Annotated in this window: 19 protein-coding genes and 1 pseudogene; 14 read left to right on the forward strand and 6 right to left on the reverse strand. The window is 70.0% G+C overall.

Annotation, left to right across the window (positions count from 1 at the left end):
• Positions 1–14 precede the first annotated feature (14 nt).
• A complete protein-coding gene (locus tag HCA44_RS03180; protein WP_169647090.1) occupies positions 15–1,736 on the reverse strand; it encodes an Hsp70 family protein in 1,722 nt (573 codons plus the stop codon).
• 326 nt (positions 1,737–2,062) lie between these two features.
• On the opposite strand from HCA44_RS03180, the gene HCA44_RS03185 reads away from it, so the two are divergent.
• The 3 genes from HCA44_RS03185 to groL all read left to right on the forward strand — a co-directional run bounded on the left by HCA44_RS03185 (position 2,063) and on the right by groL (position 4,805).
• A complete protein-coding gene (locus tag HCA44_RS03185) occupies positions 2,063–2,638 on the forward strand; it encodes a potassium channel family protein (RefSeq protein ID WP_169647091.1) in 576 nt (191 codons plus the stop codon).
• A 157-nt stretch (positions 2,639–2,795) separates the two neighbouring features.
• Positions 2,796–3,095, forward strand: a complete 300-nt coding sequence (gene groES, locus HCA44_RS03190) for a co-chaperone GroES (protein ID WP_169647092.1) — start codon at positions 2,796–2,798, stop codon at positions 3,093–3,095.
• Positions 3,096–3,194: 99 nt separating this feature from the next.
• Positions 3,195–4,805 carry a chaperonin GroEL gene (groL, locus tag HCA44_RS03195; protein ID WP_169647093.1) on the forward strand — a complete coding sequence of 537 codons (1,611 nt, stop codon included), beginning with the start codon at positions 3,195–3,197 and terminating at the stop codon, positions 4,803–4,805.
• A 132-nt stretch (positions 4,806–4,937) separates the two neighbouring features.
• Here the strand turns inward: groL and HCA44_RS03200 are convergent, their stop codons facing one another.
• Complete coding sequence (locus HCA44_RS03200; RefSeq protein ID WP_169647094.1) at positions 4,938–5,231, reverse strand: WhiB family transcriptional regulator; 294 nt, start codon at positions 5,229–5,231, stop codon at positions 4,938–4,940.
• A 303-nt stretch (positions 5,232–5,534) separates the two neighbouring features.
• Between HCA44_RS03200 and HCA44_RS20905 the strand changes: the two are divergent.
• From HCA44_RS20905 to HCA44_RS03220, 5 genes and pseudogenes are all read left to right on the forward strand, one after another.
• Positions 5,535–5,714: pseudogene (locus tag HCA44_RS20905) on the forward strand (MerR family transcriptional regulator); the annotation flags it as partial.
• A gap of 84 nt (positions 5,715–5,798) precedes the next feature.
• The gene (locus tag HCA44_RS03205) at positions 5,799–6,491 is read left to right on the forward strand and encodes a transcriptional regulator (RefSeq protein ID WP_240945312.1); all 693 of its coding nucleotides are present in this window, start codon (positions 5,799–5,801) and stop codon (positions 6,489–6,491) included.
• Between the two features lie 38 nt (positions 6,492–6,529).
• Entirely contained in the window at positions 6,530–7,363 is an 834-nt protein-coding gene (locus tag HCA44_RS03210) for a hypothetical protein (RefSeq protein ID WP_346764553.1), read from the forward strand.
• A 156-nt stretch (positions 7,364–7,519) separates the two neighbouring features.
• Positions 7,520–8,107: a sigma-70 family RNA polymerase sigma factor gene (locus tag HCA44_RS03215; protein ID WP_169647096.1), complete on the forward strand. Its 588-nt coding sequence runs from the start codon at positions 7,520–7,522 to the stop codon at positions 8,105–8,107.
• On the forward strand, positions 8,091–9,005 hold the full coding sequence (locus HCA44_RS03220) for an anti-sigma-D factor RsdA (RefSeq protein ID WP_346764554.1): 915 nt from the start codon (positions 8,091–8,093) through the stop codon (positions 9,003–9,005). The genes HCA44_RS03215 and HCA44_RS03220 overlap by 17 nt, the downstream gene beginning before the upstream one ends.
• Positions 9,006–9,102: 97 nt before the next feature.
• Here the strand turns inward: HCA44_RS03220 and HCA44_RS03225 are convergent, their stop codons facing one another.
• Positions 9,103–9,507: a DUF5319 domain-containing protein gene (locus tag HCA44_RS03225; protein ID WP_169647098.1), complete on the reverse strand. Its 405-nt coding sequence runs from the start codon at positions 9,505–9,507 to the stop codon at positions 9,103–9,105.
• A 248-nt stretch (positions 9,508–9,755) separates the two neighbouring features.
• On the opposite strand from HCA44_RS03225, the gene guaB reads away from it, so the two are divergent.
• The 4 genes from guaB to guaA all read left to right on the forward strand — a co-directional run bounded on the left by guaB (position 9,756) and on the right by guaA (position 16,014).
• Entirely contained in the window at positions 9,756–11,279 is a 1,524-nt protein-coding gene (gene guaB / locus HCA44_RS03230) for an IMP dehydrogenase (RefSeq protein WP_169647099.1), read from the forward strand.
• A 64-nt stretch (positions 11,280–11,343) separates the two neighbouring features.
• A complete protein-coding gene (locus HCA44_RS03235; protein WP_169647100.1) occupies positions 11,344–12,480 on the forward strand; it encodes a GuaB3 family IMP dehydrogenase-related protein in 1,137 nt (378 codons plus the stop codon).
• A 133-nt stretch (positions 12,481–12,613) separates the two neighbouring features.
• On the forward strand, positions 12,614–14,374 hold the full coding sequence (locus tag HCA44_RS03240; protein ID WP_169647101.1) for a GMC family oxidoreductase: 1,761 nt from the start codon (positions 12,614–12,616) through the stop codon (positions 14,372–14,374).
• 41 nt (positions 14,375–14,415) lie between these two features.
• Positions 14,416–16,014, forward strand: coding sequence for a glutamine-hydrolyzing GMP synthase (guaA, locus tag HCA44_RS03245; RefSeq protein ID WP_169647102.1), 1,599 nt, complete (start codon positions 14,416–14,418; stop codon positions 16,012–16,014).
• 24 nt (positions 16,015–16,038) lie between these two features.
• Here the strand turns inward: guaA and HCA44_RS03250 are convergent, their stop codons facing one another.
• On the reverse strand, positions 16,039–16,299 hold the full coding sequence (locus tag HCA44_RS03250; protein ID WP_346764555.1) for a hypothetical protein: 261 nt from the start codon (positions 16,297–16,299) through the stop codon (positions 16,039–16,041).
• Positions 16,292–17,611 (reverse strand): PspC domain-containing protein, encoded by a 1,320-nt coding sequence (locus tag HCA44_RS03255; RefSeq protein WP_169647104.1) that lies wholly within the window; start codon positions 17,609–17,611, stop codon positions 16,292–16,294. The genes HCA44_RS03250 and HCA44_RS03255 overlap by 8 nt, the downstream gene beginning before the upstream one ends.
• A 97-nt stretch (positions 17,612–17,708) precedes the next feature.
• Between HCA44_RS03255 and HCA44_RS03260 the strand changes: the two genes are divergently transcribed.
• Together HCA44_RS03260 and HCA44_RS03265 are read left to right on the forward strand one after the other, a co-directional pair.
• Positions 17,709–19,070 carry an ATP-binding protein gene (locus tag HCA44_RS03260; RefSeq protein ID WP_169647105.1) on the forward strand — a complete coding sequence of 454 codons (1,362 nt, stop codon included), beginning with the start codon at positions 17,709–17,711 and terminating at the stop codon, positions 19,068–19,070.
• Positions 19,067–19,726, forward strand: a complete 660-nt coding sequence (locus HCA44_RS03265) for a response regulator transcription factor (RefSeq protein ID WP_169647106.1) — start codon at positions 19,067–19,069, stop codon at positions 19,724–19,726. The genes HCA44_RS03260 and HCA44_RS03265 overlap by 4 nt, the downstream gene beginning before the upstream one ends.
• Before the next feature lie 28 nt (positions 19,727–19,754).
• On the opposite strand, the gene HCA44_RS03270 is transcribed toward HCA44_RS03265, so the two are convergent.
• On the reverse strand, positions 19,755–20,966 hold the full coding sequence (locus tag HCA44_RS03270) for a serine/threonine-protein kinase (RefSeq protein ID WP_169647107.1): 1,212 nt from the start codon (positions 20,964–20,966) through the stop codon (positions 19,755–19,757).
• Between the last annotated feature and the right edge of the window lie 181 nt (positions 20,967–21,147).

Below are 21,147 nucleotides of genomic sequence, written 5' to 3' on the forward strand. Positions count from 1 at the left end.
GCGCGACCGTTCCGTCAGCCGGCAGGCGGCGGCGTCGTGGTGGACGTGGTGGGCGCAGGGGGCTGGGGCGCAGGGGACTCCGGTGCCGGAGCCGGCGACTGGGCCGCACCGGGCATCTGGAGGGGCGGTGCGAGTTCGAGGGTCGGCCTCAGCGCCGGTGCCGGTGCGGTTTCGGTGGTCTCGACGGACTCCGGCGGCACCGTCTGCGGTGCGGAGCCGGACTGGTTCGGGCCTGTCGCATTCGGATCGGGCGCGTTCGGATCGGCCGGGCTCGGGGACGCCGGAGTCGATTCCGACTGGCTGGGATTCGGTCGGAAAGGATTGTCCGGCAACGGCAACGACGGCACCGTGGGCCAGAACGTCGGCACGTCCGGCCACTCGATGATCGACGGCTCGCTCGTCGGCGAGGTCGTCGTGGTGGTGGGCGGGGCTTCCGTGGTACCCACGTCGGTGGTGGTCGGCGGCGGGTTCTCCGTCGTCGACCACGAGGGCGCCTCCGACGGTGCCCACAGGCCGCCGGGTAGCGGGTCGAAGGTGTCACTCGACTGCACCGACGTGGAGGTGGTGGCCGGATCGTGTGAGGGGATGACCGTCGCGTCGTCCCGGTCGTCGGAGTCGGTCGGTTCGGCCGGGGTGCTCCCGTCGTCGGTCACGTCCTGCACGTCGGTCGCCGCAGGGGCGACGTCGGGTGAACCGATCGGCGTGAACTCCTTGACCCCGTAGCCCAGGGCGAGCGCGCCGAGCACGGCCACGCCGAGCACCGCGCCCGACGTCTTCGCGGTGAGTGCGGGACGCGCCGGATCGGTCGAGCTGATCGCCGGATACAGCCCGATCGAGTCGGAGGCTGCGAGCAGCGCGGCGCCCTTGGCCGTCGCGGCGTCGGGTTCGTCGACCGCAACGGTGGGGACTCCTGCGGCGTCCGTGATCGCGGCCGCCACGGCGTGCACGTGCGCGCCGCCGCCGACCAGTGCGTACGCGTCGGCGCCCCGGGGGGACGCGGCGACGGCGGATCGGACGAACTCCGCCGCGCGCGCCGCGAGGGGAGCGACGAGGAGGTCGAAGTTCTCGCGGTCGAGTGTCTTGGTCTGGACGCGACGCTGACGGTCGGTGGACGTCGCGGCCGAGTTGAGGCCCAACTCGATCTGTGCGGCGGGTGCGTCGGCGTCGGACAGCATCTCCTTCGCGAGCCGGCAGCGCGACAACAACAGGTCCGAGTCGAGCGTGCGGCGCGTCGACATCGGGACATCTGCGGTGACGTGTTCGACGACGAGTCGGTCGACTGCATCGCCGCCGATCTCGCTCGACCGTTCGGAGTGCAGTACGGTGCCGTCCGCCTGGTCGACCACCGCGACCGTCGTGCCGGATGCGCCGAGGTCGACGATCGCGACCGTGCCGTAGGGCGCGATGCGACCGGTGTGACGCAGGAATGCGAGGGTGGCCGACGCTTCCGGCACGACGTGCACGTCGTGCTTCTGCCGCCATGCCGCGGTACGGACGCTGCGGTACTGGTCCTGTGTGCGGTAGGTGACGGCGATCGTGTCCGGCGTCGAGGGCCGGCTGGGCACCTGCGTGGTCATCAGCCGGATCGACGAGCGCATGAGATCGCCGAGGTCGGTGTTCGCCGAGTCGGCCGACACGTAGCGGTACTCGACGGTCTGGGTGCCGATCTCGGAGGTGTGGACGAGTGCGGAGCCGACGCCCGCGGCGCCGGTGGCCATGCCCAGCGACGATCTCATGCTCGGCACCTCCTCACTCGTGGCTCGATCCGGTCGCCGTGACGTGCATGCGTCGGCCCCGGCTCGTCGTGCTCGCGATTGGTCGTGCTCACGTGTGCCGTGCAGCGGTGAACATTCGCAGCGGTGTTCGCCTCAGCAGCGGTGAACACTGATGTCATCGGTACAGGCCGTCGATCGTGACCAGCCGTTATCCGAACGTTACACAACTTCGCGCGCGCGTGCGTCGGGGTTTTCCCTGATTCCGGTCAGGATGGGGGCGACGCACGACGTCTCACCTGCGATGTCGATCGGTCATCTCGAACGAAAATTTCTGTGGAGGGACGGCCATGTCGGACGGCTTCCGCGCACTCGGCGACGCGCCGGCCCCGGCAGGCGCGAGGCTCGGCAGGCTCCGGATCGGTGTCGCTCTGGCGCGCGCGCTCGCGGTCGTCGTGGTGAGTGTCCTCGTCTATTTCGTAGTGCCGTGGACCTCCCTCGACGGTGCGCCGGAGATCGCCTGGCTCGTGTTCGGAGCCGTCGTGCTCGCGGTGCTGTTCGTGTGGCAGATCCGCGCGATCGCCCGGTCTGCCGTGCCGGTCGCGCGTGCTGTCGAATCTCTCGCGACCCTCGTCACCGTGCATGTGCTGGGATTCTCGGTGGTGTACTACCTGCTCGCAGCGGCGATGCCCGACTCCTTCTCCGAGGCGGTCACCCGGGTGGGTTCGTTGTACTTCACACTGTCGGTGTTCGCGACCGTCGGATTCGGCGACATCGCGGCCACCACCGACGCGTCCCGGGCGGCCGTGATCGTGCAGATGGTGGGCAATCTGGTGTTGCTCGGATTCGGTGTGCGCGCCGCCGTCGTCGCCGCGCGGTGGTCGCGTGAGCGCCCGAACGGCCCGCGAACCACCCCTCGACCTTGAGGGTTGGCACTCTCGCGTATAGAGTGCCAAATGGCGCCGATCGAAGCTCCGGCACCCGCGACGACGGGGCTCCTGTGAAGTGCCGCACTCATCAGCACCAGCAGCTGTTCGAGGCGACCAGACCTCGAACCGGATACCCCAAAGTGGAGGGCTCATCGTGGCGAGCGTCAACATCAAGCCGCTCGAGGACAAGATCCTCGTCCAGGCCAACGAGGCCGAGACGACGACTGCCTCCGGCCTGGTCATTCCCGACACGGCCAAGGAGAAGCCCCAGGAGGGCACCGTCGTCGCAGTCGGCGAAGGCCGTGTGAACGAGCAGGGCAACCGCATCCCGGTGGACGTCAAGGAGGGTGACGTCGTCATCTACTCCAAGTACGGCGGAACCGAGATCAAGTACGCCGGGCAGGAGTACCTGATCCTGTCGGCTCGCGACGTCCTCGCGGTCGTCGGCAAGTAAGCCCTACGTGACCCGCCCCGGCATCCGAACTCGGATCCGGGGCGGTGCGCGTTGAGCAGACCTTCAGTTCCGCACCTCCCTCAGGAGCAGACCCAACACATGTCCAAGCAAATCGAGTTCAACGAACACGCGCGTCGTGCTCTCGAGCGCGGAGTCGACCAGCTTGCCGATGCCGTCAAGGTGTCGCTCGGGCCGCGTGGTCGCCACGTCGTGCTCGCGAAGGCGTTCGGCGGCCCCACCGTCACCAACGACGGCGTGAGCATCGCGCGCGAAATCGAACTGGAAGACCCGTTCGAAAACCTCGGCGCACAGCTCGTCAAGAGCGTCGCCACCAAGACCAACGACGTCGCAGGCGACGGCACCACCACCGCGACCGTGCTCGCGCAGGCGCTCGTCAAGGCGGGCCTGCGCAACATCGCCGCGGGCGCCAACCCGATGGCACTCGGTGTCGGCATCTCGAAGGCGGCCGAGAAGGTCGTCGAGGCGCTGCAGGCGGCCGCGACGCCGGTCGAAGGCAAGAAGTCGATCGCCCAGGTCGCCACCGTGTCCTCGCGCGACGAGGAGATCGGCGAGATGGTGGGCGCGGCGCTCACCCGCGTCGGCACCGACGGCGTCGTGTCCGTCGAGGAGTCCGGCGCGCTCGACACCGAACTGGTCGTCACCGAAGGTGTGCAGTTCGACAAGGGCTTCCTGTCGCCGTACTTCGTCACCGACATCGACGCGCAGAAGGCGATCTACGAAGGCGCGTACATCCTGCTGTACCGCGACAAGATCAGCTCGCTGCCCGATTTCCTGCCGCTGCTCGAGAAGGTCGCCGAGACCGGCAAGCCCCTGCTGATCATCGCCGAGGACGTCGAGGGCGAGGTGCTCTCGACGCTCGTCGTCAACTCGATCCGCAAGACGCTCAAGGCCGTCGCCGTCAAGGCGCCGTTCTTCGGCGACCGCCGCAAGGCGTTCCTCGAGGACCTCGCGGTCGTCACGGGCGGCACCGTGATCAACTCCGACCTCGGCCTCACCCTCAAGGATGCGGGACTCGACCTGCTGGGCTCGGCCCGCCGCGTCGAGGTCACCAAGGACGAGACCACGATCGTCGACGGCGGCGGTGCGCAGGCCGACGTGGACGCGCGCGTCGCGCAGTTGCGTCGCGAGATCGAGAGCACCGACTCCGACTGGGATCGCGAGAAGCTCGAGGAGCGCCTCGCGAAGCTCGCGGGCGGCGTCGCGGTCATCCGCGTCGGTGCGGCCACCGAGACCGAACTCAAGGAGCGCAAGTTCCGGGTCGAGGACGCGGTCAACTCCGCCAAGGCCGCCGTCGCCGAGGGCATCGTCCCCGGCGGTGGTTCGGCGCTCGTCCAGGCTGCCAAGGCCCTCGACGGTGACCTCGGCCTCACCGGCGACGAGATCACCGGTGCCGCCGTCGTGCGCGACGCGCTCACCGCACCGCTGTTCTGGATCGCGTCGAACGCGGGTATCGACGGCTCCGTCGTCGTCAACAAGGTGTCCGAGCTCCCCACCGGTCAGGGCTTCAACGCCGCGACGCTCGAGTACGGCGACCTGGTCGCCCAGGGAGTCGTCGACCCGGTCAAGGTCACGCATTCGGCGGTCGTCAACGCGGCGTCCGTCGCGCGCATGATCCTCACCACCGAGAGCGCAGTCGTCGACAAGCCCGAAGAGGAAGAGCCTGAGGCCGGCCACGGCCACAGCCACTGATCCGGTCGCGGCCGCCGGTTCGTCCGGCGACCGTTCGAACGAAGGAAGGCCCCGCACGTGATGCACGTGCGGGGCCTTCCTTCGTCGGTAGGGCGGGATGGTGCCGGGCCGGGATGTATCGGAAGATAGCGATCATACGGCGATGCGGCCGCGCCGGTGGCGCACGTGCAGCTCACGTTCGGTCTCCGACATGCCACCCCAGATGCCGTATGGTTCGGCGACGCTGAGCGCGTGGTTGCGGCACTGGACGAGGACGGGGCAGCGGCGACACATCTCCTTCGCGCGGGTCTCGCGCTGCGCGCGGGCACGGCCGCGTTCCCCGTCCGGGTGGAAGAACACCGAGGAGTCCACTCCGCGACACAGGCCGTGCATCTGCCAGTCCCAGACGTCGGCGTTGGGGCCGGGCAGGTGTTGGGGTGCAGGCATGTCGACTCCTTTGCTGCTCGCCTCCCGTGGCGAGCGGACCAGTGGACCCGGGTGGATTTTCCGGGCCCCTCACCGTTCACGGCGCTAACGGTAAAGGCGTCGAGGAAATCGCGTCAATAGTTGTTCACCATGTGAATTCGAACGCTGAACAGCACGAAGAATTAACCCGAGAAATATTTACTTCCCGGCGATTCTGTGATTTCGGTTCGGGTTGTCGAGGTGTCCGATCCGGGCGACGATGTGCGGGTGACCGAACCCGACGCGCCGACTCCCGACGGCGCCGGCGACGTTCTCACGGTGTCGGTGTCCGCGCTGGCCAGACGGCTCGGCGTCGCGCCCTCCACGCTCCGGACGTGGGACCGGCGTTACGGTATCGGTCCCTCGGCACACCGGCCGGGAGACCACCGCCGGTACACCCCGGAGGACGTCGCCCGACTCGAATGTATGCGTTCTGCACTCGCGGGCGGGGCGCACTCGGCGGAGGCCGCGAGGTACGCGCTTAACGTCACGGCTACATCGCCGTCAGAAAGTGGTAATCCGGCGGGCGGTGACGTTCTCGTTAATTCGATGCAAACGGGGATTTCTTCCGGCGGCTCGGGTCTGTCGGCCGATTCGGCGCACACCCGCGAGCTCGCGGCTGCGGCGCGGGCTCGCGACGTCGTCGGGATCCGTCGCGTCGTCGAAGGTCGCGTCGTCGAACACGGAGTGGCACGCGCGTGGGCACACACCGTGCAGCCGCTGCTCGACGCGGCACGGACGCCGGGGCTGCAGGACGTCGACGTCGCGCTCCTCGCCGAGGCCCTCGGCGGCGTGTTCGCGACGCTCACCGTCGACGCGCCGATCGGCACCGGTCCCGCAGTGCTGTTGTCGACCGTTCCCGGTCGTGCGCCGGTGACCGGACCGGCTGCCGTCGAGTTCCACGCTCTCGCAGCCGCATTGGCCCGCGTGCCGGTCAACCTCCGGGTCACGGCGCCGGTGTCGCGGTCGGCGCTCGGCGCGACGCTCGCCGGATCCGCCGCGGACGTCGTCGCACTGTGGTGGGCCGCGCACACCGAGGACGCGGACACCTGCACCGACACCGACGCCGCCGACGTCGCGTCGCTCGTGCCGTGGCTGCGGCGCAGGCGCCGCGGTGTGACGATCGTCGCCGGCGGACCGGGCGCTCGCCCGGGCTCGCAGGGGCTACCGCGGTCGGTGCGGGGATTCGGCGACGTGACATCGGCCGTCGAATGCATCGTCGAGGCCGTCCGCACACGGTGACCGGGGCATGCGTTCTGCACAGGTGACATCATGTGCGCGTGCCGACGCCCGTGGACGATCAATGCCTGCACCGGATCGCATTCGGTGACCGGCCGGGCGAGCCGGTGCCGCCCGCGCGGCCGGGGGACACGCCGTACAGCAGGTGGCTGCGTGCCGTCGCGCTCGGTGCGCAGGGTTGGTACGCGTCGGCCCGAGTCGTCCTGGACTCGGTGCTCGTGTCGGTGCCGTCGCACCACCCGGTGCACGCGCTCGCCCTCGCGACGCGCGCGTCGCTGCTGCGGCAGCTCGGGGACCACGCGGCGGCCGCGCCGCTCGACGGCCGCGCGTTCGTCGCCGTGAGTTCGACCCCGCGGGGCCCTGTGGATCGCGCCGCGCGGTGCGATGCGCTGACGGGGCTGGCGGCCGATGCGCTCGGTTGCGGACGCCTCGAGCTGGCGGACCGTCTCCTCGCCCGCACACAGGCGGAGTTGACGGTGGATCTCGGACCGCGTGACGGCCTCGCCCGCGCCCGGATTCGGTTGCACTGGGTCCGGGCCGAGGTGGCGCTGGCGCGTGGGCAGTTCGGCAGTGCGGCCGAGGACGCCGCGACGGCGCTCGGTGCGGCGCGCGAGTTCGGCTCGGTGCGGCACGTCGCCAAGTCGCGACTGCTCGCCGCGGCGGCGCTCACGGGCACGTCCCACGCTGCGGCGGCGTCCGCAGGCGAGGAGGTCCTCGAGCTGTGCGACGAACATCACCTGATGCCCCTCGCCTGGGCCGCGGCGATGCTCGTGGCAGGCGTGAGTTCGGACACGGCGCGCGCCGCGCGCGCCGAGCGGATGCGCCGGGACTACGAGCGCGTGCTCGCCCGCCGCGGGGGCCGATTCCGTCGGTGAACCGCGGTTCGGCAGCGGACGCAGGGGATATGACGCGGCGGGCGGGCGAGCGCAGACCGTGTGGTCTGCCACCGCTACCCTGGGAGCGTTCCGCTTCGCGCGGGAGCACGCCCGATCGGGGGAGGTGCCGACGTAACAGCAGGATATTCACTCACGATGACTGATTCGAGCGACGAGCTGGACTCCGCGGTCGCCGCGGCGGTACGCGGCGACCGTGCCGCGCTGTCCGTCGTGCTGGAGAATGTCCGGCCGCTGGTGGTGCGGTACTGCCGCGCACGTGTCGGCTCGGCGGAGCGGGGCCAGATCTCCGCAGACGACGTCGCGCAGGAGGTGTGTATGGCCGTGATGACCGCGCTTCCGCGTTATCAGGATCAGGGCAGGCCGTTCATGGCCTTCGTGTACGGCATCGCGGCACACAAGGTGGCAGACGCGCACCGCAGCACCGCGCGTAACAAATCGGACCCGGTTGCCGACATACCGGATGTAGTGGTCGCTGAAGGTGGCCCCGAACAGCGCGCGCTCGAGGCCGAAGCCGGTCGCGAAATGCATGCGCTGCTCGCGACCCTGCCCGACAAGCACCGGGAGATCCTGGTCCTCCGGCTCGTTGTGGGGCTGTCCGCGGAGGAAACCGCCGCGGCAGTCGGCAGCACTGCGGGAGCAGTTCGCGTGGCCCAGCACCGGGCCCTCGCGAAGTTGAAGAAGGAAGTTATGAAGGCAGGTGAGAGCAGTGGCAAGGGGCCGTGACGACGCACCTGATCCCGATGACATCGAGCCCACCGATGTTGCCGCTGTACGTCGAGACGACGCGTTCGTCGATGCGATCGCGGGCGACGGTCCGGTTGCGACCGACAGCCCGGAGCAGTACGAACTTGCCCTTCTGCTGACCAACTGGCGAGCCGACGCGCTGTCTGCGCCCATGCCCGCCGGGCCCACGCTCGACGAGGTCGTCGCGGCGATGCCCACGCAGCGCGAGTCACGTCGGCTTCGCGTCGTGCGTCCGTTCGCGGGTGCGGCCGCGGCAGCCGCCCTCGTACTGGGCGGTGCCACGATGGTGTCGGTGAACGCCGAGCCGGGCGACCCGTTGTGGGGCGTCAAGTCCGTCGTGTTCAGCCAGCAGGCCGACGCGACGCTCGCGCGCACCGACGTGCGTGCCGATCTCGACGCCGCCGAGGCCGCACTCGCCGCGGGGGAACTCGACCGCGCGGGAGTACTCATCGACTCCGCGTCGCTGCGCCTCGCCGACATCCGCGACGACGGCGTGCGCGCCGAGCTCCAGGCAATGCTCGACCAGCTGATCGACGAGTACGACGCCGCCGTCGAGGCACGGCAGGTCGGTTCCTCGAGTCCGAATTCGACGGTCCCGTCGCCGCGCACGAGCACGGCCGATCCGCAGGAGACCACGCCCGCACCGCCCGAACCCCCGACGTCGGGTGCCGTGGTGGTGCCGCCGCCGCCGACGTCGGTGCCGGGACAGACCGAGCAGACCCCCTCGTCGTCGCCCACCACCACGTCGTCGGAGACACCCGACATCTCGATCATGCAGGCACCGGTCGAGTCGAGCACCACACCCGGTGTGCCCACCACCACGGCGGGCGGGTCGCCCACGACGACGACCACCACCACACCTCCGCCCGGGAGCTGAGCTCGGACAATCGCTCACCCGAATACGACGAAACCCCGATCACCTGCACGGTGGTCGGGGTTTCGTCGTTGGAGCGGGTGGCCGCGTTCGGGCGTCGTCAGGCGTCGAAGCTGTCGCCGTGCACCGCGTCGTTCATCGACGCGTCGGCGTAACCGCGGCAGTAGTCCCACGTGACGTACGCGTCGGGCGTGGGGTCGTACGCGGGCTCGTGCGGACGGACGGTGCCGTCGACGAGCAGTTGCAGAAGGTTGGCGCGGAGCATGTCCCAGTCGTGGTAGTGGTCCTGCTGGCAGTCGTCGCAGCACACGACGAGGCCGCGGATGCCACGGTGGGCGAGCAGGGCTTCGTAGACCGCGAGGTCGGCGAGATCCTCCTCGACGGCGAGGCGCTCTTGAGGGTCCAGGGGTTCGCCCGGCTCGATGGCGTCGAGCGCTGCCGACGGGTCGGCAGGGTCGCCGGCGAACGGGTCCGGGGGCAGTCCGGGAGGCAGTTGATCGCGCACAGCACCACGGTACGCAGTGACCCGGCTCTCGCGCCAGCGGTAGCGCGCACGCCCCGCGCGGGTGGGGCGCGGGCACGGCGACAACCTGCCGATATCATGGAGACAGGCCCAAGGAATACAGGTTCTCTTCGGCGCCTTGTCCGTATCAGGAACGTTCGACCGGCCTCACGCGACCGGCTGTTCGTTCGCGACGATCATCCGCAGTCCCGCAACGACTGCACCCGAGAGCCAGGGAGGGCGCGAGCCGCATGACCAACACTGCAGGACATGTACACACCGGCGGTGACGACCCGAACAAGGTCGCCATGCTGGGCCTGACCTACGACGATGTCCTGCTCCTGCCCGCGGCATCGAACGTCATCCCCAGTCAGGTCGACACGTCGAGTCGGATCACTCGTGACATCCGGCTGCGCATCCCGCTCGTCAGCTCCGCGATGGACACCGTCACCGAGTCCCGCATGGCGATCGCGATGGCGCGCGCGGGCGGCATGGGCGTGCTGCATCGCAACCTGTCGATCGAGGCGCAGGCCGCGCAGGTCGAAACGGTCAAGCGGTCCGAGGCCGGCATGGTCACCGATCCGGTCACGTGTTCGCCGTCCGACACGCTCGCCGACGTCGACGCCAAGTGCGCCCGGTTCCGTATCTCCGGTCTTCCGGTCGTCGACGACGCGGGCCAGCTGGTGGGCATCATCACGAACCGCGACATGCGCTTCGAGGTCGACCAGAACCGACCGGTCGCCGAGGTCATGACGAAAGCGCCACTCGTCACCGCGCAGGAAGGTGTCACCGCCGAGGTCGCGCTCGGCCTGCTGCGCCGGCACAAGATCGAAAAGCTCCCGATCGTCGACGGAACCGGCAAGCTCACCGGTCTCATCACCGTCAAGGACTTCGTCAAGACCGAGCAGCATCCCGACGCGACGAAGGACCGCGACGGTCGGCTGCTCGTCGGTGCCGCGGTCGGTGCGGGCGACGAGGCGTGGGGCCGGTCGATGGCGCTCGCCGACGCGGGCGTGGACGTCCTCGTCGTCGACAGTGCGCACGGACACTCTGCGGGCGTGCTCGACATGATCGCGAAGATCAAGGCCGAGCTCGGCGGACGCATCCAGATCATCGGTGGCAACGTCGCCACGCGTGCCGGGGCAGCAGCGCTCATCGACGCGGGCGTCGACGCCGTCAAGGTCGGTGTCGGTCCCGGTTCGATCTGCACCACACGCGTCATCGCGGGTGTCGGTGCGCCGCAGATCACGGCGATCCTCGAGGCCGTCACCGTCGCGAAGCCGAGGGGCATCCCGGTCATCGCCGACGGCGGCCTGCAGTTCTCGGGCGACATCGCGAAGGCGCTCGCGGCGGGTGCGTCCACCGCGATGCTCGGCTCGCTGCTCGCGGGCACGGCCGAGTCGCCGGGCGAGCTGATCCTCGTGGGCGGCAAGCAGTTCAAGAGCTACCGCGGCATGGGGTCGCTCGGTGCGATGCAGACGCGCGGCGCCGCCAAGTCGTACTCGAAGGACCGGTACTTCCAGGACGACGTGCTGTCCGAGGACAAGCTCGTGCCCGAGGGCATCGAGGGTCGCGTGCCGTTCCGTGGCCCGCTCGAGCAGGTCACGCACCAGCTCACCGGCGGCCTCAAGGCGGCGATGGGCTACACCGGGTCGACCACGATCGAGGAGCTGCAGAACGCGCAGTTCGTGCAGATCACGGCCGCGGGTCTCAAGGAGAGCCACCCGCACGACATCACGATGACGGTCGAGGCGCCCAACTACGCTGCGCGCTGACCTTCGATCACGCTGACGGCAGGCCCGGGACACGGAAATCCGGGCACACGAGAAAGGGAGGCGCGTGCGCGACCTCGTGGAGATTGGCATGGGCCGTACGGCCCGACGGAGCTACGAGCTGGACGACATCGACATCGTCCCGTCGCGGCGCACGCGGTCGTCGAAGGAGGTGTCGACGACGTGGCAGCTCGACGCCTACCGGTTCGAGATCCCGATCGTCACGCATCCCACCGATGCACTCGTGTCGCCGAGCTTCGCGATCGAGCTCGGCAAGCGCGGTGGCCTCGGCGTGCTCAACGGCGAGGGCCTGTGGGGCAGGCACGCGGACGTGGAAGCGAAGCTCGAGCGTCTGTTCGAGATGGCCGATTCGGACGACGACGATCGCGCGATCGCGTATCTGCAGGAGCTGCACGCGGCGCCGCTGCAACCGAACCTGCTCGCGGCCGCGGTCGCGCAGGTGCGTGACGCGGGCGTCACGACGGCGGTGCGCGTGAGCCCGCAGAATGCGCGTGCGCTCACGCCGCAGCTCGTCGAGGCCGGTATCGACCTGCTGGTCATCCACGGCACGATCATCTCGGCCGAGCACGTCGCGCACGGCGACAGCGAGCCGCTGAACCTCAAGACGTTCATCGGCGGGCTCGACGTTCCCGTCGTCGCGGGCGGCGTGAGCGACCACCGCACGGCGCTGCACCTGATGCGCACCGGCGCGGCGGGTGTCATCGTCGGCTACGGTTCGACGCCCGGCACCACGACGACGGGTGAGGTGCTCGGCATCGGTGTGCCGATGGCGACCGCGATCGCCGACGCCGCGGCCGCCCGCCGCGACTACCTGGACGAGACGGGTGGCCGGTACGTGCACGTCCTCGCCGACGGCGACATCCTCTCGTCGGGAGATCTCGCGAAGGCCATCGCATGCGGCGCCGACGCGGCCGTGCTCGGCGCGCCGCTCGCGGTGTCGGCCGAGGCGCCCGGCAACGGCTGGTACTGGCCGTCGGCCGCCGCGCATCCGTCGGTGCCGCGTGGCGCGCTGCTTCCCGTCGCGCTCGGCGAGCGGCCCACTCTCGACCGGGTCCTCACCGGCCCGTCGGACGATCCGTTCGGTTCGCTGAACCTCGTCGGCGGCCTGCGCCGGTCGATGGCCAAGTCGGGCTACTCCGATCTCAAGGAGTTCCAGAAGGTCGGGCTGTCCGTGCACGGCTGACCTCGCCGTCACCACCACGGACACTGGTTTCTGCGACACCGCGTAACAGGTAAGGCCACCCTTGTGGCTGTTGTCACAGCGCGTGGGTGCATACTGGCGAGTAGCAACCAGTTCCGTGGTGGAGGTCTCGCGCATGAGTAAGAAGTCGGCACAGGGTCGCACTGATTTCGACGTCCTGGTCGTCGGGTCCGGGTTCGGGGGGAGCGTCACGGCGCTCCGGCTGGTCGAGAAGGGTTACCGCGTCGGCGTCCTCGAAGCCGGCAGGCGCTACGCCGACGCCGACTTCGCCAAGACCAGCTGGGATCTGCGGAAGTTCCTGTGGGCCCCGGCGCTCGGCCTGTTCGGCATCCAGCGGGTCCACCTGCTGCGCAACTGCCTGATCCTCGCGGGCGCAGGCGTCGGCGGCGGCTCGCTCAACTACGCCAACACGTTGTACAAGCCGCCCGCGCCGTTCTTCGAGGATCCGCAATGGTCCGGCATCACGGACTGGCACGACGAGCTGAGCCCGTACTACGAGCAGGCACGCCGGATGCTCGGCGTCGTACAGAACCCGCACATGACGCCGGCCGACGAGGTGATCAAGTCGGTCGCCGACGAGATGGGTGTGGGCGAGACGTTCATCCAGACGCCGGTCGGCGTCTTCTTCGGCGAGCCCGGCAAGACCGTCGCCGACCCGTACTTCGGCGGCGTGGGCCCCGATCGCACGGGCTGCATCGAGTGCGGCGAGTGCATGACCGGATGCCGGCACGGCGCCAAGAACACGCTGCTCAAGAACTACCTGGGCCTCGCCGAGCGGGCAGGTGCGCATATCGTGCCGATGACCACGGTGACCCGCCTGCACGAGCGCCCCGACGGCACGTGGGAAGTCGACACCCGCCGCACCGGGCCGATCAAGAAGCGTGGCCGCAAGACCTACACCGCGAAGAATGTCGTGCTCGCCGCCGGCACCTGGGGTACGCAGCACCTGCTGTTCGAGCAGAAGGACACGGGCGCGCTGCCGCGTCTGTCGGATCGTCTCGGGGTGCTCACGCGCACCAACTCGGAGGCGATCCTCGGCGCGGCGCGCAACAAGGTCGACCCGAACATGGACCTCACCAAGGGCGTCGCGATCACGTCGTCCTTCCATCCGTCGTCGGACACGCACATCGAACCCGTGCGGTACGGCAAGGGGTCGAACGCGATGGCGCTGCTGCAGACCCTGCTGACCGACGGCGGCGACGGCCGCCGGTGGGTGAAACTGCTGCGGCAGTTCGTCACCGAGCTGAAGCGGCCCAAGACGCTGCTCGCGCTCACGCCGTACCGGTGGAGCGAGCGCACGATCATCGCCCTGGTGATGCAGAACCTCGACAACTCGATCACCACCTACACCAAGAAGGGGCTGTTCGGGCGGCGCCGGGTCACGAGCAAGCAGGGGCACGGTCAACCGAATCCGACGTGGATCCCGTCGGGCAACGACGCGACTCGCCGCATCGCCGACAAGATCGACGGCAAGGCGGGCGGCACGTGGGGCGAGGTGTTCGACATTCCGCTCACCGCGCACTTCCTCGGTGGCTGTGCGATCGGCGCGGACGCGTCGACCGGCGTCATCGATCCGTACCACCGTGTGTGGGGCTACCCGACACTCAGCGTCGTCGACGGCTCGTCGGTGTCGGCCAACCTCGGCGTCAACCCGTCGCTCACGATCTCGGCGCAGGCCGAGCGCGCGGCGGCGCTGTGGCCGAACAAGGGCGAGGCGGACGCGCGTCCCGAGCAGGGGGAGCCGTACCGGCGGGTCACGCCGGTCGCGCCGCAGCGGCCGGTCGTGCCTGCCGATGCGCCTGGCGCGCTGCGTCTTCCGATCGTGGAGGTCCGCACCGGTGAGGGTGCGGCCGGGGCGGGCACCGGCGTCGCGTGACGCCGGTCGGGACGAGGGCGCGCCCCCGTTAGACTGGACAGGTGGCACACACCGAACAACAGGGGCATCCCGAGCAGCCGGAACCGCAGCGTCCCGTCCTGGTCGTCGACTTCGGCGCGCAGTACGCGCAGCTGATCGCGCGGCGGGTCCGCGAGGCGAACGTCTACTCGGAGGTGGTTCCGCACACCGCGACGGTCGACGAGATCGCGGCCAGGAATCCGCGGGCCGTCGTGCTGTCGGGCGGACCGTCGAGTGTGTACGCCGAGGGCGCGCCGTCGCTCGATGCGGCGCTGTTCGAGCTCGACGTCCCGGTGTTCGGCATCTGCTACGGCTTCCAGGCGATGGCGAACGCCCTCGGCGGCACCGTCGCGAAGACCGGCACCCGCGAGTACGGCCGCACCGACCTCACGGTGGAAGGCGGCAGGCTGCACGAGGGCCTTCCTGCGCGCCAGCCCGTCTGGATGAGTCACGGCGACGCCGTCACCGCGGCGCCCGAGGGCTTCGAGGTCACCGCCACGAGTGAGGGTGCGCCGGTCGCGGCCTTCGAGAACCGCGAGCGGCGTCTGGCAGGTGTGCAGTACCACCCCGAGGTGCTGCACTCGCCGCACGGCCAGCAGGTGCTCAGCCGGTTCCTGCACGACATCGCGGGGATCGCGGGCGACTGGACCGCCGCCAACATCGCCGAGTCGCTGATCGAGCAGGTGCGCGCGCAGATCGGCGACGGTCGCGCGATCTGCGGTCTGTCCGGTGGCGTCGACTCCGCCGTCGCGGCCGCGCTGGTGCAGCGCGCGATCGGCGACCGCCTCACGTGTGTGTTCGTCGACCACGGGCTGATGCGCGAGGGCGAGCGCGAGCAGGTCGAAAAGGATTTCGTCGCCGCGACGGGCGCCAAGCTCGTCGTCGTCGACGCGTCGGAGAAGTTCCTGTCGGAACTCGACGGTGTGTCCGATCCGGAGACCAAGCGCAAGATCATCGGACGCGAGTTCATCCGCACGTTCGAGGGCGCGGTCGCGGACGTGCTCGGTGAGCAGGCCGAGCAGGGGGCCACGGTCGACTTCCTGGTCCAGGGCACGCTCTACCCGGATGTCGTCGAGTCGGGCGGCGGTACCGGCACCGCGAACATCAAGAGCCACCACAATGTGGGTGGGTTGCCCGAGGATCTGCAGTTCACCCTCGTCGAGCCGCTGCGACTGCTGTTCAAGGACGAGGTGCGCGCGGTGGGCCGCGAGCTGGGTCTGCCCGAGGAGATCGTGGGACGCCAGCCGTTCCCGGGCCCGGGCCTCGGCATCCGCATCATCGGCGCGGTCACGCGTGAGCGGCTCACGATCCTGCGCCAGGCCGATTCGATCGCCCGCGAAGAACTCACGGCAGCCGGCCTCGACGGCAAGATCTGGCAGTGCCCGGTCGTGTTGCTCGCGGACGTCCGCAGCGTCGGTGTCCAGGGCGACGGCCGCACCTACGGCCATCCGATCGTGCTGCGGCCGGTGTCGAGTGAGGACGCGATGACGGCCGACTGGACGCGGCTGCCCTACGAGGTTCTCGAGCGCATCTCGACGCGTATCACCAACGAGGTCGCCGACGTCAACCGCGTCGTGCTCGACGTCACGAGCAAGCCGCCGGGCACGATCGAGTGGGAGTGATCGCCCCGGCGGCGTGCACGGAATTCAGCGTGAGCGCCGCCCGGGCGTGAACACCAGCACGAGTCCGACCACGACGGCGACGCCCACCACGATCCATCGGAATGCGCCGTCGCCCAGTGGCTCGAGCGAGAACGGGCCCGCCAGGGCCCAGCCGCTCACGAGCAAAGCGAGGACACCCGTCACGAGCAGTACGGCCGACGGCCGTCTGCTGCGGGGCGCGTCGCTCGCCTGATCGGTGTCGCCTGCGCTCCCGGTGTGCTGATCAGGGTTTCCGTGTTCAGCCACGGTGCACCTCCACATTTCCGAACTGGTTCTCGATGTCGAGGGTGAGCAGCGGCCCGTCGCCCGGTGGGGTGTCGGGCAGGCACTGTGCCTCGCCGAATGCGCTGTCGCAGTGGTTGGCGACGTTCATGCCGTCCGGCACGTACACGATCACCTCGCCGAACCGGTTCTCGACCGCCACCGTGCGGTCCTCGGTGAGGGTGAGTCCCCGCAGGTCCAGCTCGGCCGATCCGAACGTGCTGCGGTAGTCGCCCTGCAGCGCGGCGGTCGTGGTCGGTGCCCAGCGTTGTTCGCCCATGTGCGACGTATCGAAGTCGATCGGGCCCACGAGCGACGCGAGGATCACGAAGCCGGCGAGTGGACCGGTGACGACGAGCAGTCCATGACCGCGCCGGACGAACGCGCCGACGACCAGTCCGAGCCCGACGACGGCGAGTGCGACAGCGCCGATGCGTGCGGGCGTGAGCCATTCCGCGTCGGTCGCGACGGCGATCGCGCTCGCGGCTGCGGCCGCGATGATCGCGAGACCCAGGAACAGCGGGGTGATGCGCGAGCGCTGCTTCGGCTGCACGTCCGGCGTGAGGTCGGGAGCCGGTGTCGGCAGATCCCACGCGAAGGGCGCGACACCGAGCGGGTCCCAGCTCGGTGGCTCGGGGTGCTCCATGCTGTTCGGGCTCGCCGTGCTGTTCGCGGGCGCAGTCGCGGTCCCGGACGTACTCGGCGCGCCGTCGGTCCCGGCCCGCTGCTCGCGGTCGGGTGCCGGTTCCGGGGTGTAGCTCTCGGGGAGCCGGACGTAGGGCCCGTACGTGGTGAACGGTGACCCGAAGGTGCCGGGTACGGGCGGATACGTGCCGGCGACGGGGGGCGTCGTCTCGTGCGGAAGCGACGGTGCGACCGGTTGCCGTTGGTACAGCAGCCACCAGCCGGCGAGCATCAGCAGCAGCCCCACCATGCCGGAGCCGCCGAGCCCGATCCCGGCCGGGCCGAGCGTGCTGAGCGCCACCACCAGCGCGACGAGGAGCACGACCGTCCTGGTGCCGGAGTCGGAGCTGTGACCTCGCCCGACGAGTGCTTCGGCGGCGGACGAGTCGTCGCCGGTCCTGGGCAGCACGAGCCATGCCGCGAGGTACAGGACGATGCCGGATCCGCCGAACACGGTCGCGACGACGAACGCGACGCGCACCAGCACGGGATCGACACCGTAGCGGTGTCCGACACCCCCGCACACGCCCGCGATGTGGCCCTGTCCGGGCAGGCGCGCGGGCCGCGTCCGCCAGAGGTCGGCGAGTTGCTCCTGGAGACTGCGCTCTGTCATGACATCCATCGTCGGTCGCATGCGCCTTCCGCACATCCGGGTGTACCCCTGATCTCGAGGCGCGTCCCGGTGAACCCGAACTCAGGGCCCAACCCTGATGCTGCGCTCGGGGCCGCGTGCCAGTATCGAAGACGTGCGCCCTGTTTCCCATGCCCAGGCGGAGGACCGGCTCGTCCCCCGACTCGAGCGACGGTCGGGTGGACGCATCGTCGGTGGCGTCGCGGGTGGTATCGCAGACCACCTCGGCGTCGACGTCATGAAGGTGCGCGTCGTGTTCGCGCTGCTCGCGGCGCTCGCCGGGGCAGGCATCGCGGCCTACGGTCTGCTGTGGATCTTCACGCCGCAGGGCAACGACACCGCTCCGCCGTCGCCTGCCGAACGGAAGAGGGCGTACGGGCTCATCGCGCTCGGACTCGGTGCGTCGGTCGCCCTGTCGTGGCTGTTCAGCGGAAATGCGGGATCGGTCATCGGTCCGGTCGTCGCGGTCGCCGTGGGTGCTGCCCTGGTATGGCGCGAGTTCGACACCGAGGGGCCTCGGTCGGCGATCGGGCTCCCGCGCAGGCCCACGGTGCTCACGTGGGCGCGGGTGCTGGGCGGTATCACGCTCATCGTGCTCGGCCTCGGTGTCGTGATCCTCGCGCAGGTCGACGTCGATGCACTGCGGTCGTCGCTGCTCGCGGTCGTCGCGACGCTGATCGGTGCCGGCCTGCTCACCGTCCCGCTGTGGCTCAAGCTGTGGCGTGCTCTCGAGTCGGAGCGGGCGGCGCGCATCCGCACCGACGAGCGCGAGGAGATCGCGTCGCACCTGCACGACTCGGTGCTGCAGACGCTCGCGCTCATCCAGAAGCAGTCGGGCGACGCACACGAGGTCGCACGGCTCGCGCGTGGCCAGGAGCGCGAACTACGCAGGTGGTTGTTCGGTGGCGGCGACACGGACCACACGTCGCTCGCCGAGGCGCTGCGCACGATCGCGGGTGAGGTCGAGGACCAGCACGGTGTCACGGTCGGAGTCGTCACGGTCGGCGACGTCGTCCTGCACGAGGACATGGCGAAGGAAGGCTTCACGGCGGTGCTGGGTGCGGTGCGCGAATCGTTGGTCAATGCCGCCAAGCACTCCGAGACGACCGAGTCCGATCTCTACATGGAGGCCGAGCCCGAGCAGGTGAGCGTGTTCGTGCGCGATCGCGGTGTCGGTTTCGATCCCGACGCGGTGCCCGGCGGCAGGCAGGGGCTCGCGAAGTCGATCCGCGGCCGTGTCGAACGCCGCGGCGGCCGGGTCGAGGTGCGGTCGTCGCACGGCAAGGGAACCGAGATCCGTATCCACATGCCGCGCAACGGCGGTGCCGCACAGGACGTGGGAGAAACGGGTGACGCGGGACAGGCGGGCGAGTCCGACGAGTCCGGTGCCGGTCTACAGTGGGAGGGTCTTGCCGCCGACCGCGAGGAACAGGCCCAGTGACCGCACCTGCCGCGCCGCCCTATCGAGTTTTCCTGGTCGACGATCACGCCGTGTTCCGTTCGGGGGTGCGTGCCGAGCTGGGGCGCGAACCCGACATGGAGATCGTCGGCGAAGCCGGTGGGGTAGCCGAAGCGATCGCGGGAGTGAAGGCGTCGCGCCCGCACGTCGTGCTGCTCGACGTCCACATGCCCGACGGCGGGGGAGTCGCGGTGCTGCGGGGTCTCGATCCGGGCCCGGTGTGCTTGGCGCTCAGCGTGTCCGACGCGGCCGAAGACGTCATCGCGGTCATCCGGGCGGGGGCGCGTGGGTACGTCACCAAGAGCATCTCGGGTCACGAGCTCGCCGACGGCGTGCGCCGCGTGGCCGGGGGAGATGCGGTGTTCGGGCCGCGGCTCGCGGGTTTCGTGCTCGACTCGTTCACCGGCCGGTCCAGCGTGCCGGAGCCGCCGCTCGATCCCGAACTCGATTCGCTCACCCCGCGTGAACTCGAAGTCCTGCGACTGCTCGCGCGTGGCTACACCTACCGGGAGATCGCCGAGGAACTGTTCATCTCGATCAAGACGGTCGAGACGCACGCGTCGAACGTGCTGCGAAAGACTCAGCAGTCCAACCGCAATGCGCTCACCCGGTGGGCACACCGCCGCCGGATCGACTGATCCCCGTCCCGGCCGGGAGGGGGGCCGCTCAGGGCTGCATGATGAGCACGATGAGTGCGACCACGGCGGCGAGCACCAGGATCGCCACCATCACACCCATGGCGATGGGTGCCCACGCCACCACACGCTCGCGTAGCTCGGCCTGTTCGGTGGGGGTGCGCGGCGGCCACTGCAGCTTCCCGACGGGACGCGCGACGGCGCCGAGCGGCGTGCCGTGTTGGACGGCAGGCAGTCCCGCGACGGTCGAGCCGATGGGCCTGCGTCGCGACTCCTGCATCGGGGTGCCGCGGTGGGCCCAGCGGGGCACCGTGCCGTCGGCCGACACGATGGGAGCGTCGAGCAGCTGCGCGACGCGGCCGCCGGGGCCGAGCACGACGTGCGCGAGTTCGTCGCGCGCCTGCGCCATCGTGGGACGGCGCGCGGGATCGGGCTCGAGCATGTGCAGCAGTGCGTCGGTGAGCGGGCCCGCCCTGTGCGGCGCGCGGATCTCGCCCTTGGCGACGCGGTGCAACAGTGCGATCGAGTCGGAGTCGATACCGAACGGCGGCTGGCCTTCGACGACGGTGTAGAGCGCGGAGCCGAGTGAGAACACGTCGCTCGCCTCGGTGGGGTCCTGACCGCGCGCCACCTCGGGTGCGAAATACGCAGGGGTGCCGGTGATGACGCTCGCGTCGGCTTCGGACGTGTCGCCCTTCGCGCGGGCGATGCCGAAGTCGCTGATGCGGGCCTTGCCGAGGTCCTTCCCCCGGTCGGCGACGAGGATGTTGCCGGGTTTGATGTCGCGGTGCACGATGCCCGCCGCGTGCGCGGCGGCGAGTGCGTCGGCCACCTGTGCGCCGATCTGCGCGGCCTCGAGTGGCGGGATGGTGCCGGTGCCGTCGGTGCCCTGCACGATTCCGAGCCCCTGCGCGAGGCTGCGGGACGGCACGTACTCCATCACGAGCCACGGCTCGCCTGCCTCGAGCGCGACGTCGTACATCGCGATCGAGTGGGGGTGGGTGAGCTTGGCGGCATTGCGGCCCTCGCGCAGTGTGCGATCGCGCACCGCGCGCGCCTCTGTGGGATCGAGGTCCGCGGTGGTGGTGACCTGTTTGACGGCGACGTCGCGGTGCAGCAGCGTGTCGCGGGCGAGCCACACCGCGCCCATGCCGCCACCGCCGAGCTTGGAGCGCAGACGGTAGCGGCCCGCCACGAGGTAGTCGGGCCCGATGCCCCGCTCTGTCTGCCCCTGCTCGGTCACGAGATCAGCCTAATTGATGTGCGGGCGTGCCCCGTGCAGGCGGATCGGTCGGCGCGCGAGCAGCGGTTTCCTGGATCGCTTGACGTTCGGGCCGGTCATCGGCTTAAACTTGCCAGTGGTTCGAAAACGTGTTCGAACCGGTTCGAGCTGCGTCTTCCCCGTGGCGTCGATCACCGGAGGT

It is taken from the genome of Rhodococcus sp. HNM0569 (genome assembly GCF_012726205.1).
Classification (GTDB): Bacteria; Actinomycetota; Actinomycetes; order Mycobacteriales; family Mycobacteriaceae; genus Rhodococcus_F.